A 14,963-nucleotide genomic window follows, 5' to 3' on the forward strand; every position below is an offset into this window, starting at 1 on the left:
TCACGGGGACTCGTCGCGCTCGACCAGGCCGTCGCGGACGTGGACGCGGCGGCGGGCGCGCGCGGCGACGTCGGCCTCGTGGGTGACCAGCACGACCGCCACGCCGCGCTCCCGGTTGAGGCGTTCCAGCAGGTCCATCACGCCGTCGCCGGTGCGGGTGTCGAGGTTGCCGGTCGGCTCGTCGGCCAGCACCACGCCGGGGTCGCCGACCAGCGCGCGGGCGATCGCGACGCGCTGCTGCTCGCCGCCGGAGAGCTGGCCGGGGCGGTGCTCCAGGCGGTGTTCCAGGCCGACGGTCGCGAGCGCTTCGGCCGCGCGCCGGCGGCGTTCGGCGCGCGGGACGCCCCGGTAGACCAGCGGCAGCGCCACGTTGTCGCGGGTGCTGGTGCGGGCCAGCAGGTGGAACGACTGGAACACGAAGCCCACCCGCCGGTTGCGCAGCTCGGCCAGTTCGGTGTCCGACAGGCCCGCCACGTCGCGCCCGCCGATGCGCAACACGCCGGTGGTCGGCCGGTCGAGGCAGCCCAGCAGGTGCATCAGCGTGGACTTGCCCGACCCCGACGGGCCAAGGATCGCCGCGTACTCGCCCTCCTCGATCGCCAGCGACACCCCGCGCAGCGCGGTGACCTCGACGCCGCCCATCGTGTAGGTGCGGGTGACGTCCACGGCCTCCAGCGCCGTCATAGTTCCTGGCCCTGCCGGACGCCGTCGGCGCCGCGTACCACGATCCGCTCCCCCTCGGCCAGACCGCCGGTGACCTGCACGACCGCGTCGCCCTGCGCGCCCAGCCGCACCGCCCGGCGCTGCGCCTTCCCGAACGCGACCACCCACACGATCGACTCGCGGCCGCTGCTGACGATCGCGGCCGACGGGACCGTCAGCACGCCGCGCTCCTCGCGCACCCGCAGATCCACGACCGCGCTCATGCCGGGCTTGGGCCACGGCGCGCGGCCGCCGCCGGACAGGGTGCCGCGCTCCAGCGCGAGGGTGACCTTGTAGGTGACGCCGCCGCCGCTGGACTGCTGCGGGGTCGCGCCGGTGCCGGTGACGCGGGCGGTGTAGGAGCCGCCCGGCACGGCGTCGAACTCCACGTCGGCCGCCGCGTCGTCGCCGACGCGGAGCACGTCGGTCTCGTCCACGTCCGCCGACAGCGCGAGCTTGGACACGTCGGTGACCGTCACAACGGCGTCGCCGGACGCGACGGGCGCGCCGGGGGCGACCGAGGCGGCGTCCTTGGCCGCGCCGCCGCCGAGGTTCGCCGGGAGTTGCCCGCCCGCCTGCTGGGGCAGCCGGTTCAGGAGTCCGCTCAGGTCGGGGGTGCCGCCGGCGGGGCCGCCGAGGCTGACGACGCCGTCGAACGGCGCCTTGATCGTCAGCGCGCGGACGGTGCGGTCGGCGGCGCGGACGGCCGCCCGCGTCTGCACCCGCTGCGCGGCGGTGAGCGACGCCATCGCCGAGCCGACGCTGCCGAGCCCGGCGTTCAGCCTGGCCACGGCCGCGCGGGCGGCGTCGGCGGCGGCCCGGTACTGGCCTTCGGCCTGGGTGATCCCGGTCAGCACGTGGGCGCGCTGCTTGAGGTCGGGGATCTTCATGGCGACCTTGCGGGCCGCCTGGAAGCCCTGGTCGGCCGATCGGTCGTTCTTGCGCTGGAACGCGGTCAGGTCGAACCCGGCGGGGACGGCCGTCCCGCCGCCGACGCCCCGGTCAGCTTCCTCGGCTTGGGCGAGCTGCTCCCGCGCCGCCGGAGAGTCGATCTTGGCGAGGAGCTGGCCCTCGCGCACCCGGTCGCCGTCGCCCACGTACAGGCGCCCGACCGTGCCCTCGGCCGGGGAGCGCAACGTCGCGGTGGCCCGCGCCGTCACGGTCGCGGGGGCCTCCACGACCTCGGTGACGTCGCCGCGCGCGACCCGCCCGATCTGGAAACGCTCGGGCTCGCCGCCGCTGCACGCGCTGACCACCCCGGCGGCCAGCGCGGCCACCACGGCCAGAGGGACCAAACGCCCGGAAGCCACGAGGGCATCGTAAGAGCGCCCTTACCGCATCCGGCAGGGCACGGCCTCATCAGGCCAGCGCCGTCACACCCGCGCCTCCTCCATCGCACGCGCGGGCGCGCGCGTCACGAGCAGGCCGACCAGCGCGGCCACTGCGGCGACGCCCTCTCCTACAGCACTGATGGTCTTCTCGGCGTACCAGACGGGCTCGTGCATGTTCGGCAGCGGCCCGAGCACGCCGACATCGACGTAGTAGTAGAGCAGCACCGCGCCCAGCGCGCTCGCCGCCGTCAGGAACGCCAGCGCGTAGGTCCAGCGGCGCGGCATCCCCAGCACCAGCACCGCGACACCGGCCGCCAGCGCCGCCTGAACATAGAAGAGCTGGTCGCCGCCGATCGATCCGCCTTCGACGAACTTCATCTCCGGCGCGAACCGCCAGTGCACGACGGCGTCCACGACCAGCCCTGCGGCCACGAGCACACGAAGCAGGATTCCCATACCTGTTGCACGTACGGGAACCGCTTCCGGCTCAACCGCCCGCCAGTTCCCGTCCCCGGTTGCGGGCCGCCTCGATGGCCTCCAGGACCGCCGCCCGCACGCCGTGCTTCTCCAGCTCGCGGATCGCGGCGATCGTCGTGCCGCCCGGCGAGGTCACCGCCTCGCGCAACATGACCGGGTGCTCGCCGGAGTCGCGCAACATCACGGCCGCGCCGACCGCCGACTGCACGACCATCTCCAGCGCCGCCGCGCGCGGCATGCCCAGCAGGATCCCGGCGTCCACCATGGCCTCGACCAGGTAGTAGAAGTAGGCCGGGCCGCTGCCCGACAGCGCGGTGGCGCCGTCCTGGAGCGACTCGGGGATGCGCAGCACCTTGCCGACCGGGCTGAGCAGCTCCTCGGCCAGCTTCAGGTGCTCCTCCCCGGCGTGCGACCCGGCGGAGATCACGCTCATGGCCTCGTCCACCAGGACCGGCGTGTTGGACATGACCCGCACCACCGCGACACCGTCCGGCAGGCGCTCCTCGATGAACGCGCTGGTGATGCCGGCGGCCATGGAGACGACCAGCGTCCCGGCGGGGACCAGCGGGCCGATCTCGGCCAGCAGCGCCCCCATGTCCTGCGGCTTGACCGCCAGGATCAGCGTGCCCGCCGTCGCGGCCGCCTCGGCGTTGCCCGCGACCTCGACGCCGTAGCGCTCGCGCAGCAGCAGGCCGCGCTCCTCGCGGCGGGCGGTGACCATCAGCTCCGACGGGCGGCGGCCGGCCCGCAGCACGCCCGACAGCAGCGCCTCGCCCATCTTGCCGGCACCCAGAATCGCGATCATTTGCACACCTCAAGCCAGGGGACGAACGCCCCCAACCCTAGTGCCGCCCGCGCGCGGGACCTGCGGCGACCGCTTAACCCTTGGAGACCGTCGAGCGCACGAAGAAGCCGAGGTTGGCGGGGCGCTCGGCCAGGCGGCGCATGAAATAGCCGTACCACTGCTCGCCGTAGGCGACGTAGACCCGCACCTGCGCGCCCTGCTCGGCCAGGCGGCGCTGCTCCTGCGGGCGGATGCCGTAGAGCATCTGGTACTCGAAGGTGTCGGGCTCGCGCTCGTTGAGGACGGCCAGCGCCCCGGCGATGTCGACCAGGCGCGGGTCGTGGGTGGCCAGCATCGGGTAGCCCTTGCCGGCCATCAGGACCTTCATGCACCGCACGTAGGAGCGGTCGATGTCGGCCTTGTCGTCGAAGGCCACCGACTCCGGGGCGGCGTAGGCGCCCTTGCACAGGCGGACCCGGGAGCCCTCGAAAGCCAGCTCGGCGCAGTACTCCTCGGCGCGGCGCAGGTAGGACTGGATGACCGCGCCGGTGTCGGGGAAGTCGCCGCGCAGCTCGTGCAGGATGCGCAGGGTCGAGTCGACGGTGCTGTGGTCCTCCATGTCGAGGGTGACGGTGGTCCCGGCCGAGCGGGCGGCGGTGCAGACGCGGCGGGCGTTCTCCAGGGCGACGTCCTCGTCCAGGGCCTGGCCCACCGCCGTCAGCTTCAGCGAGACCTCGGCGCGGGTTCCCAGCCCCAGGTCGGCGAGGCGGCCCAGCAGGTCGGCGTAGTGCTTGACGGTCTGCTCGGCCTGCGCCCGGTCGAGGACGTCCTCGCCCAGCACGTCCAGGGTGACCAGCAGGCCCTCGCCCGCGAGGTCGCCGGTGACGCGCAGCGCGTCGTCGGTGGTCTCCCCGGCGATGAAGCGGCGCACCACCTGGCGGGTCACCGGCGCGGTCTCAACGATCTTGCGGACGCCGCCGCTGCGCGACGCGACCAGCAGCCCCTGACGAAGCACGTGCCCCTCCCCTATCCGGCGGGACGGCTCTGGCCCGCCTGCTCCAGGTTATGCCCGCCTTCCCCACGAAGATCACCCCCGCCGCCCCGCCCCGACATAGGGCCCCACACGGAGAGCCCACACGGAGGCGCAACTCGGAGGGGCCGCACGGAGGCGCAACCCGGAAGGTCATACGGACGGGGGCATACGGATGGGAGCCATATGGACGGGGGCTCAGACGGACAGGCGGGCGATGCGGGCCCGGCCCGCCGCGGCCAGGGCCTCCGCGCGGGTGGGTTCGCGGTCCGGCGGCAGGCCGAGGAACGGGTCCTTGACCGCCCGGGGCCCCTTGCGCCGCACCAGTTCCTGGAGGAGGTCGGCCACCTCCCCGCGCTCCTCCACGATCACGGGGGTGGCCTCGAACCGGCGTCCCCGGATGACGAGCGTCACCGGGCGCCCGTCGCGCAGGCCGCTCATCCACCCCGTCCGGGCTCCGAAGGCCCACACCTCACGCGGTTCCCAGAACTGGAAGCCGACCGGGAAGACGTACTCGCGCCCCGTCCTGGCCCCGGTGTAGGAGACCAGCATGAGCCAGTGACTGAGCAACGGGTGCAGCGGGGATTCCAGGAGGGGCCGCACGACCTGGTTGACACGCCGGAAGAAACCCGCCGAGGGCCGCCATCGGTCAACGTCCACCTGATGCCTCCGCTCCAGCTCCTTCGCCTTCGTTCTCCCGGACGGTGCCCGCCTGGTCGAATCCGCCTCCGGACGGGGGTCAGGACACCTGGCCGATACCGCTGGCCCCGCCGTGCTGCTTGATGTAGTCGGCGATCTCGGCGGTGCGGATCGCCTCGAACAGCCCCTTGGACTTGGCGCGGTCCAGCACGACCACGCTCTGCTTGCCGCGCTGCGCGCTGCCCTTGTGGGGGACGGTCAGGAACCGCACGTCGCCGGCCCGCACGTTGCGCATGCTGAGCGCCAGCGAGCGCAGCTTGCCGCCGGTCACGCCGTCGTCCACGCTGATCGACTTGGTCAGCGCGGTCAGGAAGCGGTTGAGCTTGAACGGGTTGGTGACCGTGCCGCCGTCGGCGGCCTTCTTGGCCAGCGCGCCCAGGAACGCCTGCTGCCGCTTGATCCGGTCGAAGTCGCCGTTGGGCAGGTTGTAGCGCTGGCGGACGAACAGCAGCGCGTCCTCGCCGTTGAGCGTCTGCGGCCCCGCCTGCCAGTGCTTCTTGCGGGCCGGGTCGTAGACGCTCTGCTTGATGTTCACCTCGACGCCGCCCAGCGCGTCGGTCATGTTCTTGAACCCGGCGAAGTCGATGGCCCCGAAGTGGTCCACGCGGATGCCGGTCAGGTTCTCCACCGTCGAGATCAGCAGCTGCGGGCCGCCGTAGGAGAACGCAGCGTTGATCTTCTGGTTGCCGTAGCCGGGCACCTCCACCCACGAGTCGCGGGGGAAGGACATGATGTAGGCCTTGTCCCGCTCGGTGGGCAGGTGCAGCAGCATGATCGTGTCCGAGCGCTGCTGGCCCGGCTTCCACAGGTCGGCGCCGTCGGCCCCGGTCGTGCCGACCTCGGCGCGGGTGTCGGAGCCGACCAGCAGCCAGTTCTCGGTGCCCTCGGCCCCGGCGGCGGGCCGCTGGCCCTTGGGCATGACGCCGGTCTGCCGCTTGATGTTGCCGTTGAGCGACGACTCGCGCTCCCAGGCCAGCGCGACCAGCCCGCCCGTCACCAGCACCACGAAGACCCCGATGGCGATCAGGACGCGGGGCCAGCGCCGCTTGCGGCGCGGCTTGGCGTGCGCGCCCCCGCCCGCCCCGTCCGACGGCGCGTCGGACTCGAAAAGGTCCACAGCGGCGGCGCGCTGCGGCTGCTGAGGCTCCTGCGGGGTCATGGCGAGGGAGATTACCAGCACAAACACGCCCAGATGGGCCCTTTCGCCATCACCACCCACCGTCCACAAGCCACCACAAAACCGCAGGTCGCCGTCCCCCCTCCCCTCAGGCCGCCCTCCCCCTCTTTCCAGGTCGCCGTCATCCCTCTTCTCGGGTCACTGTCCCCCGTTTACCCAGGTCAGCGGTCAGGGGGTGCGGCGGCGCAGGGTCGCGGCGCCCAGTAGCAGGGCCAGCAGGGTGCAGCCCGCGATGATCGCCATGTCGGTCACCAGGGTGCCCGTCACCTGTGGGCGGCGGGCCACCTCCTGCATCGCCTCCACCGCGTAGGTCAGCGGCAACACGGTGGAGACCGCCTCCAGCCAGGACGCCATCTGGTCGCGGGGCATGATCAGGCCGCACAGCAGCACCTGCGGCAGCACGAAGGCGGGCATGAACTGCACCGCCTGGAACTCCGTGCGGGCGAACGCGCTCGCGAACAGGCCCAGCGCCATCCCCAGCAGCGCGTCCAGCACCGCCACCAGCACCAGGGAGGCCACCGACCCCGCCAGGTCCAGGCCCAGCCACGTCAGCGAGATCGCCAGCACCACGCCCACCTGGACCAGGGCCACCAGGCCGAACGCCAGCGCGTAGCCGAGCAGCAGGTCGAGCCGCCCGGCGGGCATGGTCATCAGGCGTTCCAGCGTGCCGCCGGTGCGCTCGCGCAGCGTGCCGACGCTCGCCACCACGAACATCACCACGAACGGGAACAGCCCCAGCAGCAGGGGCCCGAGCGCGTCGAAGCGCTCCGGGCGGTCGAACACGTAGCGCAGCAGGATCATCAGCAGGCTCGGGACGCCGACCAGCATGCCCAGGGTGCGGTGGTCGTGCCGGAGCTGGGACAGGATGCGGCGCGTGGTCGCCAGGGTGATCGCGGGGTTCATGCGGGGCTCCCGGCGGCCTGCTCGATCAGGCGCAGGAAGGCGGCCTCCAGGTCGGGGGCGCCGGTGCGCTCGCGCAGCGCCGCGGGGCCGCCGTCGGCGAGGATCGTGCCCTCGCGCATCAGCAGCAGCCGGTCGGTGCGGCCCGCCTCGTCCATCACGTGGCTGGAGACGACCAGGGTGGTGCCGCGCCCGGCCAGGTCGTGGAACAGGTCCCAGAGCTCCCGCCGCAGCACCGGGTCCAGGCCCACCGTCGGCTCGTCCAGCACCAGCAGCTCGGGCGCGCCGAGCAGCGCGACGGCGAGGTTGGCGCGGCTGAGCTGGCCGCCGGACAGGGTGGAGGCGAGCTGGTCGCGGGCGTCGCCCAGGCCCACCTCGTCGGTGACGCGGTCGGCGTCGGAGCGGGGCGCGCGCAGGACGGCGGCGAAGTAGCGCAGGTTTTCGCGGACGCTCAGGTCGGCGTACACGGCGGGCTTCTGGGTGGCGTAGCCGACGCGGCGGCGCAGCGCGGGCGAGCCGGCGGGCTCGCCCAGCACGATCACCGTGCCGCCGGCGACGATCTGCACGCCGACCAGGGCGCGCAGCAGCGTGGTCTTGCCGCAGCCGCTGGGCCCCAGCAGCCCGACCACCGAGCCGCGCGGCACGTCGAAGGAGAGGTCGTGCAACACCTCGCGGCCGCCGCGCACCACGCGCAGCCCGTGGACGCTCACGGCCGGGCTCTTATTCATCATGTGATGAATTTAAGTCGGGCGTGCGAGGACGTCAAGGGGCGTCGAAGCACCTAAAGGGCTTTTGACCTGGCCGAAAAGGAGGTCAGGCCAGGTAGTGCTGGAGGGCCGGGGCCAGCAGCCCGACCAGCTCGTCCGGCGAGGCCGAGGCGATCGGCTCGACCCGGAGCACGTAGCGCAGGATCGCCACGCCGAGCATCTGCCCCACGGCGGCGTTCACCCGGACCAGCGGGATGTCGTGCAGTTCGGCGGCGCGCGCGAACAGCGCCGCCGACACGAACTGGCGCATCATCGCCGCGGCCTTCTCGTTGGTCATCGCCGACCGCAACATCGCCAGGATCGGCGCGCGGCTCTCGGGGTCGTCCCAGACCGACAGGAAGACCCGCGCCATCGTCTCGCCGAGCTGGTCCCGGGGAGCGGACATGATGCGCGGCAGCAGCTCGCCCGGGTCCACCGGGAAGCGCATGGCCGCGATGAACACGCCTTCCTTGTTGCCGAAGAAGTGGTGCACCAGGGCGGCGTCCACCCCGGCCTCACGCGCGATGGCGCGCATCGACGCCCCGTCGTAGCCCTTCTCGGCGAACAGCTCGCGGGCGGCCGCCAGGATCGCCTCGCGCGTCTCGGACTGGCCGGGCCGCCTACCGGGCGGACGGCCGCGCCGCCGCTTCGGCTCGCCTCCGAAGCCACCCTTGGAGCCGATGTCGAGCGTGCCGCGGCCGGGCGGCGGCTTCTCCCCCGCGGGCGCGCCAGCGTCCGGCCGCCCGTCGCCGTCCCGCCGCCCGCCGTCCTGCCGTACACCGCCGGTGCGCTGCTCCTCGGCGGTGTCGGGCCCCGGCGTCTCGGTCATCGGGCGCCGCGCTGGGAGATCTCGCCGGTGGAGCTGACCTCCCACGTCCGGTCGGCCGCCGCCAGGTGCAGGCGCGCGAAGGCCAGCGCCTCGGCCAGGTCCTCCACCCGCTCCTCGCGGGTGTCGGCCCGGCGCGTGTTGACCTCCAGGACGATGTGACCCTTGAACGCGCTCTCGGCCAGGCTCTCCAGCATCGGGCCGCACGGCTGGTTGCCGCGCCCCGGCACCAGGTGCTCGTCCTTGTTGGTGACGCCGAGGCCGTCGGCCAGGTGGATGTGCCGCAGCCGGTCGCCGAGCTGCCCGGCCATCTCCAGCGCGTCCGAGCCCGAGACCGCCGTGTGCGACAGGTCCAGCGTCACGAAGGGGAAGTCCTGGTCGACGGGGTTCCAGTCGGGCAGGTACATGCCCGCCTCCGCGCCGCGCGCCTTGAGGGGGAACATGTTCTCCACGCAGAACCGCACGTCGGTCTCGTCCTGCATGCGGGACAGGCCCTCGACGAACTCGCGCGCGTACTCGCGCTGCCACCGGAACGGCGGGTGCACGACGACGACCTCGGCCCCCAGCTCCTCGGCGACCTCCTTGGAGCGCACGAGCTTGCCCCACGGGTCGCGCCCCCACACCCGCTGGGTGAGCAGCAGGCAGGGCGCGTGGATCGACCTGATCGGCATCTGGTGGTAGTCCGACAGGCGGCGCAGGACGTTCAGGTCCTGGGAGGAGGCGTCGGTCGAGACCATGACCTCGACGCCGTCGTAGCCGAGCAGCGCGGCGATCTCGAACGCGCTGGGCACCTTCTCCGGGTAGACCGACGCGGTGGACAGCGTGATGGGCGCGTCGGGGACGCGGATCGCGGGTGGAACGGCGCCGTTGTGCTGCGGGGTCAAGGCTCCCTGCCAGATGGTCGCTCGGCTGTGTTCGGCAAAAGCCTATGCGCCCGGGGCGGTGAAGAGACCACCGCCATCGGGTGATCCTCATTTCTTGACACGCCCCGGGAACGCGCGCTGGCTACGCTCTGTCCCCGTGGCCGAGATCGCTCCGGGGGCCGTGCCGAGCCCCAACATCTGGAACTCCCCGCAGGTCTACGAGATCGAGAACCGTGCCGTCGACCCCGACGGCGCGCTGGAGTCGGCGATGCGGAGGCTACGGCCGTGGTCCGGCGCGACGGTGCTCGACCTGGGCTGCGGCACCGGTTTCCACCTGCCGATGTTCGCGCGCGAGGCCGCGCGCGTGGTCGGCGTGGAGCCGCACGCGGGTCTGGCGGCAGCGGCACGGCGTCGGGTGCACGACCTGGCAAATGTGACGGTGCGTGTAGGAGCCGCGCAGGCGCTGCCGCTTCCGGACAGTTCGGTGGACGTCGTGCACGTGCGGTGGGCCTACTTCTTCGGGCCGGGCTGCGAACCGGGCCTGGCGGAACTGGACCGGGTGATACGGCGTGGCGGCGCGGCGTTCGTCATCGACAACGACGCGACGCGCTCGACGTTCGGCGGCTGGTTCCGGCAGGGGCTGCCCTCCTACGACCCGGCCGCGGTGGAGCGGTTCTGGACGCGGCGCGGCTTCCAGCGCGAGCCGCTGATGATCAAGTGGGCGTTCCGGAGCCGGGAGGACCTGGCGGCGGTGTTGCGCATCGAGTTCCCCGAGGAACTGGCGGCGCGGTTCCTGGGCGAGCACGCGGGCCTGGAGGTGGACTACGCGGTCAACCTCTGGTGGCGGCATTACTGACTAGTCGGTCACATCCCCTTTCCCGGGGTGGCCGCTACTGGACCGGATATACAACAATTGTCCGATCCACAGCGCATCCCGCCACGATTGGGGAGGTCGGACCATGGGCCGTGCCGTCAAGACCAGCCGCAACATCCTTGCCGCCACCGCGCTCGGCGCCGGTGCCGCCGGAGCCGGGCTGCTCGCGCAGCGCCGCGCGCTCCGCAGGCTGCACCTGCGCCCCGACCCGTACGCGGGCGAGCCGTTCGGCGCGCTGCGCGGCCGCCCGGTGGCCGTCCGCGCCGACGACGGCACCCGCCTGTACGCCGAGATCGACGGCGAGGACCGCACCGACATCGCCGTGGTGTTCTCGCACGGCTGGACCCTCACCCAGGACTCCTGGCACTTCCAGCGCAAGGCCCTGCGCGGCCTCGGCCGCCTGGTGTTCTGGGACCAGCGCGGGCACGGCCGCTCCGACGGCGGCGCGCGCGACGACTACGGCCTGCCGCGCCTGGCGCACGACCTGAAGGCCGTCATCGACGCCACCGTCCCCGAGGACACCCCGGTGGTGCTGGTCGGGCACTCCATGGGCGGCATGACGATCATGCGGTTCGCCGACGAGTACGCCGACCTGATCGGCCGCAAGGTGATCGCGGTGGGCCTGCTGTGCACCTCCTCGGGCGCGCTCGGCGAGGTCACCCTGGGCCTGCCGGCGGCGGTCGCGCGGATCACCCAGCGGGTGCTGCCGCGCTCGTTGCGCGCGGTCGGCGCGGGCTCGGCGGTGATCGAGAAGGTGCGTCATCTGGGCCGCACCGGCTCGATGCTGGTGGAGGACCTGATCGCGTTCGGCCCGGACGCGAGCCCGGCGGCGGTCGCCTTCGCCGAGCAGATGATGGCCGAGACGCGGATGGAGGCGCTGATCGACTTCTTCCATTCCATGATCACCCATGACGTGATCAGCGACTGCGGCGCGCTGGCCGGGGCCGACACGCTGGTGATCGGCGCCGAGAACGACAGGCTCACCCCGGTCGAGCACAGCCTGAAGATCGCCGACTGCGTGCCGTCGGGGCGCCTGGAGGTCGTCCCGGTGGCCGGGCACATGGCGATGCTGGAGCGTCCCGGCGTGGTGTCCGACCACCTCGGCGACCTCGTCGAGCGCGCCCGCAAGTCCCTCGAACAGGGCTGACGCGGCAGGGCCGACCCGGGCCGGGCGGCGGCCCGTCGGGCGCGAAGTGTCCGACGGGCCCTCTACCCTTCGGGCCATGGCGAAGGCGAAGACGGCGAAGGCCGCGTACCGCTGCTCGGAGTGCGGCTGGCAGACCTCCAAGTGGGTGGGCCGCTGCGGCGAGTGCCAGACCTGGGGCACCATCATCGACGGCACCAGCGCCACCCCCGCCCGCGTCGTGTCGGCCGGGCCGGTGTCGGCCCCGGCGCGGCCGATCGGCAAGGTGGACGTGCGGTCGGCGCGGAGCCGTCCCACCGGCCTGGACGAGCTGGACCGCGTGCTCGGCGGCGGCTACGTGCCCGGCGCGGTGCTGCTGCTGGCCGGCGAGCCCGGCATCGGCAAGTCCACGCTGCTGCTGGAGGTCGCGGCCCTGGCCTCCCGGCCCGCCGACGACGAGCCCGGCGTGCGGCGGCCGGTGTTGTACGTCACCGGCGAGGAGTCGGCCGAGCAGGTGCGGCTGCGCGCCGACCGCATCGGCGCGATCACCGACGACCTGTACCTGGCCGCCGAGACCGAGCTGTCGGCGGTGCTCGGGCACGTGGACGCCGTGGAGCCCCGGCTGATGGTGGTCGACTCCATCCAGACCATCGGCACCTCCGAGGTGGACGGCGCGCCCGGCGGCGTCACCCAGATCCGCGAGGTCGCCGCCAACCTGATCCGCGTCGCCAAGGAGCGCGGCATCACCGTGGTGCTGGTCGGCCACGTCACCAAGGAGGGCGCGATCGCCGGGCCGCGCCTGCTGGAGCACCTGGTGGACGTCGTCCTGTACTTCGAGGGCGACCGGCACAGCCGGCTGCGCATGATCCGCGCGGTGAAGAACCGTTACGGCCCCACCGACGAGCTGGGCTGCTTCGACCTGTCGGAGGTCGGCATCGTCGGGGTGTCCGACCCCAGCGGCCTGTTTTTGACCCGCCGCGACGAGCCGGTCCCCGGCACCTGCGTGACCGTGACGCTGGAGGGGCGGCGGCCGCTGGTGGCCGAGGTGCAGGCGCTGGTCGCCAAGTCGCACCTGCCCTCGCCGCGCCGCGCCTCCTCGGGCCTGGAGACCTCGCGCTTCGCGATGGTGCTGGCGGTCCTGGCGCAGCGCTGCAAGATCTCCATGCACGAGCAGGACGTGTACGTGTCCACCGTCGGCGGCGTGCGGCTCGCCGAGACCTCGGTGGACCTCGCGCTCGCGCTGGCGGTGGCCGGGTCCACCGTCGAGCAGTCGTTGTCCAACAGCCTGATCGCGGTCGGCGAGGTCGGGCTGGCCGGGGAGGTGCGGGTCGTGCCGGGCGTGCAGCGGCGGCTGGCCGAGGCCACCCGGCTCGGCTTCAAGTACGCGGTGGTGCCGCGCGGCTCGCTGGAGCTGGGCAGCGGCTCGCCGCTCAAACGCGCCGATCCGCAGCTCATGAGCTACGAAGGCATGAAAGTGATGGAGGTGGACAGTCTCACCCAAGCGCTCCAGGTGGCCTTCACCGCGCCGTGACGGCGGTCCCGCCAGAGTATTACGCCACCGGCGTCACGCTTGCGACCAGGGGAGGAACCCATCGGCGGGGCGCGTCGGTAAACTGACGCCGTCCAGCGACCTCCGGGGGCCAGGTGCCAACACACGACAAGGGTCATGACGAACGACGCCGGGCCACGCTCGCCGCGGTGGCACCGGGCACCCAGATCCGCGACGGTCTGGAGCGCATCCTGCGGGGCCACACCGGCGCGCTGATCGTGCTCGGCTACGACGGGCTCGTCGAGGAACTGTGCTCGGGCGGCTTCGAGCTCGACGTCGAGTTCTCGGCGACGCGGCTGCGCGAGCTGGCGAAGATGGACGGCGCGATCGTCCTCGACAGCACCCACAACCGCATCGTGCGCGCCGCCGTGCACCTGGTGCCCGACTCCACCATCCCCACCGAGGAGTCCGGCACCCGGCACCGCACGGCCGAGCGCGTGGCCCGCCAGACGCCGCACCCGGTGATCTCGGTGAGCCAGTCGATGCACATCATCGCCCTCTACCTGGACGGCATCCGCTACGTCCTGGAGGACTCGGCGGCCATCCTGTCCAAGGCCAACCAGGCCCTGGCGACCCTCGAACGCTACAAGCTGCGGCTGGACGAGGTCTCGGGCACCCTGTCGGCCCTGGAGATCGAGGACCTGGTCACCGTCCGCGACGTGGCGGCGGTGGTGCAGCGCCTGGAGATGGTGCGCCGCATCGCCGACGAGATCGAGGGCTACGTCGTCGAGCTCGGCACCGACGGCCGCCTGCTGTCGCTCCAGCTCGACGAGCTGGTGTCGGGCGTCGACGTCGACCGCGAGCTGATCGTGCGCGACTACCCGTCGGCCGACCCGCGCACCGGCGTCGTGGAGAACGTGCTGGCGGCGCTGGACGTGCTGTCGGCCAACGAGCTGCTCGACCTGTCCACGGTCGCCGAGGTGATGGGCTTCGCCGGCCCCGACGCCCTCGACCTGCCGGTCAGCCCCAAGGGCTACCGGCTGCTGGCGAAGGTGCCGCGCCTGCCCAGCCTGGTGGTGGAGCGGCTGGTCGAGCACTTCGGCGGGCTGCAGAAGTTGCTGGCCGCCAGCATCGACGACCTCCAGGCGGTCGGCGGCGTGGGCGAGTCGCGGGCCCGCAGCGTGCGCGAGGGCCTGTCCCGGCTGGCCGAGTCGTCCATCCTGGAGCGCTACGTGTAGCGGGGTCAGCGCAGCGCGAAGACCTGCTTCTTGACCTTGAACTTGGCGGACTTCACGGTCGCCACGTAGGTGCCCGGCCGCGCCTTCTCGCGCTCGCCGCGGCAGTTCTCACCGCTGCGCAGCCGGTCCCAGGTGACGGTGCCGACGTAGGGGATGCCGCGCCGCAACATCTGGATCGACGCGCCGTTGCCCCGCGCGCACCGCGCCGACGACCACACCCGGTCGCTGCCCGAGGTGATCCGCACGTCCAGGGCGTTGGCGCCCACGTCCAGCGTGCAGGCCCGGGTTCCGGTGTTGACGACGGTGATCTGCATCTGCGGGCTCTCGCCCTTGGCGTAGACGTCGCGGGTGATCGCGGCGTTGACCACCACGTCCCGGCTCTCGCAGGCGTCGCCGTCCTTCTTGACCGGCGCGGGCGTGGCGGTGACCTGCGCGGTGACCGTCACCGTCGGCATCGCCGTGGGAAGCGCCGCCGCGGCCGACGAGCCGGCCGTCCCGACGGCGGACGCGTTCCGCACCGGCTGCTTGTCGTCCCCGCCACCGGCGGTGCACGCCCAGGCCATCAGGCCGACCACGCCGAGCAGCCCGCCCAGCGCCACGGCCCGCCGCCGCCAGTACTGGTCGAACCCCAGGCCGTCGTGGTCACTTTCGGTGTCCGCTGCCATACGTTCAGTATGCAATCGCCGACCGCGGCGGCCATGGCG

16 protein-coding genes are annotated in these 14,963 nt (G+C 72.8%); 4 read left to right on the plus strand and 12 right to left on the minus strand.

Translation table 11 applies throughout. The features are described from left to right. The 11 genes from AH6_RS17495 to AH6_RS17545 form a co-directional block, all read right to left on the minus strand. Window positions 1-684: an ABC transporter ATP-binding protein gene (locus AH6_RS17495; RefSeq protein WP_067481014.1), complete on the minus strand. Its 684-nt coding sequence runs from the start codon at window positions 682-684 to the stop codon at window positions 1-3. Further along, window positions 681-2,012, minus strand: coding sequence for an efflux RND transporter periplasmic adaptor subunit (locus tag AH6_RS17500; RefSeq protein WP_083983025.1), 1,332 nt, complete (start codon window positions 2,010-2,012; stop codon window positions 681-683). The genes AH6_RS17495 and AH6_RS17500 overlap by 4 nt, the downstream gene beginning before the upstream one ends. Window positions 2,013-2,075: 63 nt before the next feature. Beyond that, a complete protein-coding gene (locus AH6_RS17505) occupies window positions 2,076-2,471 on the minus strand; it encodes a hypothetical protein (protein ID WP_083983027.1) in 396 nt (131 codons plus the stop codon). Between the two features lie 49 nt (window positions 2,472-2,520). After that, on the minus strand, window positions 2,521-3,315 hold the full coding sequence (proC, locus tag AH6_RS17510; protein WP_067481024.1) for a pyrroline-5-carboxylate reductase: 795 nt from the start codon (window positions 3,313-3,315) through the stop codon (window positions 2,521-2,523). 73 nt (window positions 3,316-3,388) lie between these two features. Continuing rightward, a complete protein-coding gene (locus tag AH6_RS17515) occupies window positions 3,389-4,309 on the minus strand; it encodes a proline dehydrogenase family protein (protein WP_067481027.1) in 921 nt (306 codons plus the stop codon). A gap of 213 nt (window positions 4,310-4,522) precedes the next feature. After that, window positions 4,523-4,984, minus strand: coding sequence for a hypothetical protein (locus tag AH6_RS17520; RefSeq protein WP_067481029.1), 462 nt, complete (start codon window positions 4,982-4,984; stop codon window positions 4,523-4,525). A 79-nt stretch (window positions 4,985-5,063) separates the two neighbouring features. Then, window positions 5,064-6,182, minus strand: coding sequence for an LCP family protein (locus AH6_RS17525; RefSeq protein WP_083983029.1), 1,119 nt, complete (start codon window positions 6,180-6,182; stop codon window positions 5,064-5,066). A gap of 186 nt (window positions 6,183-6,368) precedes the next feature. After that, on the minus strand, window positions 6,369-7,103 hold the full coding sequence (locus AH6_RS17530) for an ABC transporter permease (RefSeq protein WP_067481036.1): 735 nt from the start codon (window positions 7,101-7,103) through the stop codon (window positions 6,369-6,371). Then, complete coding sequence (locus AH6_RS17535; protein WP_067481039.1) at window positions 7,100-7,831, minus strand: ABC transporter ATP-binding protein; 732 nt, start codon at window positions 7,829-7,831, stop codon at window positions 7,100-7,102. Before AH6_RS17535 ends, AH6_RS17530 begins: the two co-directional genes overlap by 4 nt. Before the next feature lie 82 nt (window positions 7,832-7,913). Continuing rightward, complete coding sequence (locus AH6_RS17540) at window positions 7,914-8,675, minus strand: TetR/AcrR family transcriptional regulator (RefSeq protein ID WP_083983031.1); 762 nt, start codon at window positions 8,673-8,675, stop codon at window positions 7,914-7,916. Next, the gene (locus AH6_RS17545; RefSeq protein ID WP_067481042.1) at window positions 8,672-9,556 is read right to left on the minus strand and encodes a sugar phosphate isomerase/epimerase family protein; all 885 of its coding nucleotides are present in this window, start codon (window positions 9,554-9,556) and stop codon (window positions 8,672-8,674) included. The genes AH6_RS17540 and AH6_RS17545 overlap by 4 nt, the downstream gene beginning before the upstream one ends. 136 nt (window positions 9,557-9,692) lie before the next feature. Between AH6_RS17545 and AH6_RS17550 the strand changes: the two genes are divergently transcribed. The 4 genes from AH6_RS17550 (at window position 9,693) to disA (ending at window position 14,259) form a co-directional block, all read left to right on the plus strand. Continuing rightward, window positions 9,693-10,391: a class I SAM-dependent methyltransferase gene (locus AH6_RS17550; protein ID WP_067481044.1), complete on the plus strand. Its 699-nt coding sequence runs from the start codon at window positions 9,693-9,695 to the stop codon at window positions 10,389-10,391. Between the two features lie 103 nt (window positions 10,392-10,494). After that, the gene (locus AH6_RS17555; protein WP_067481047.1) at window positions 10,495-11,556 is read left to right on the plus strand and encodes an alpha/beta fold hydrolase; all 1,062 of its coding nucleotides are present in this window, start codon (window positions 10,495-10,497) and stop codon (window positions 11,554-11,556) included. 76 nt (window positions 11,557-11,632) lie between these two features. Beyond that, window positions 11,633-13,063: a DNA repair protein RadA gene (radA, locus tag AH6_RS17560; RefSeq protein WP_067481050.1), complete on the plus strand. Its 1,431-nt coding sequence runs from the start codon at window positions 11,633-11,635 to the stop codon at window positions 13,061-13,063. Window positions 13,064-13,176: 113 nt separating this feature from the next. Then, window positions 13,177-14,259: a DNA integrity scanning diadenylate cyclase DisA gene (gene disA, locus AH6_RS17565; protein ID WP_067481053.1), complete on the plus strand. Its 1,083-nt coding sequence runs from the start codon at window positions 13,177-13,179 to the stop codon at window positions 14,257-14,259. Between the two features lie 5 nt (window positions 14,260-14,264). Here the strand turns inward: disA and AH6_RS17570 are convergent, their stop codons facing one another. Next, window positions 14,265-14,924 carry a hypothetical protein gene (locus AH6_RS17570; protein ID WP_067481056.1) on the minus strand — a complete coding sequence of 220 codons (660 nt, stop codon included), beginning with the start codon at window positions 14,922-14,924 and terminating at the stop codon, window positions 14,265-14,267. Window positions 14,925-14,963: the final 39 nt, after the last annotated feature.

Origin of the sequence: Actinomadura hibisca NBRC 15177, assembly GCF_001552635.1 — a bacterium.
GTDB lineage: Bacteria > Actinomycetota > Actinomycetes > Streptosporangiales > Streptosporangiaceae > Spirillospora > Spirillospora hibisca.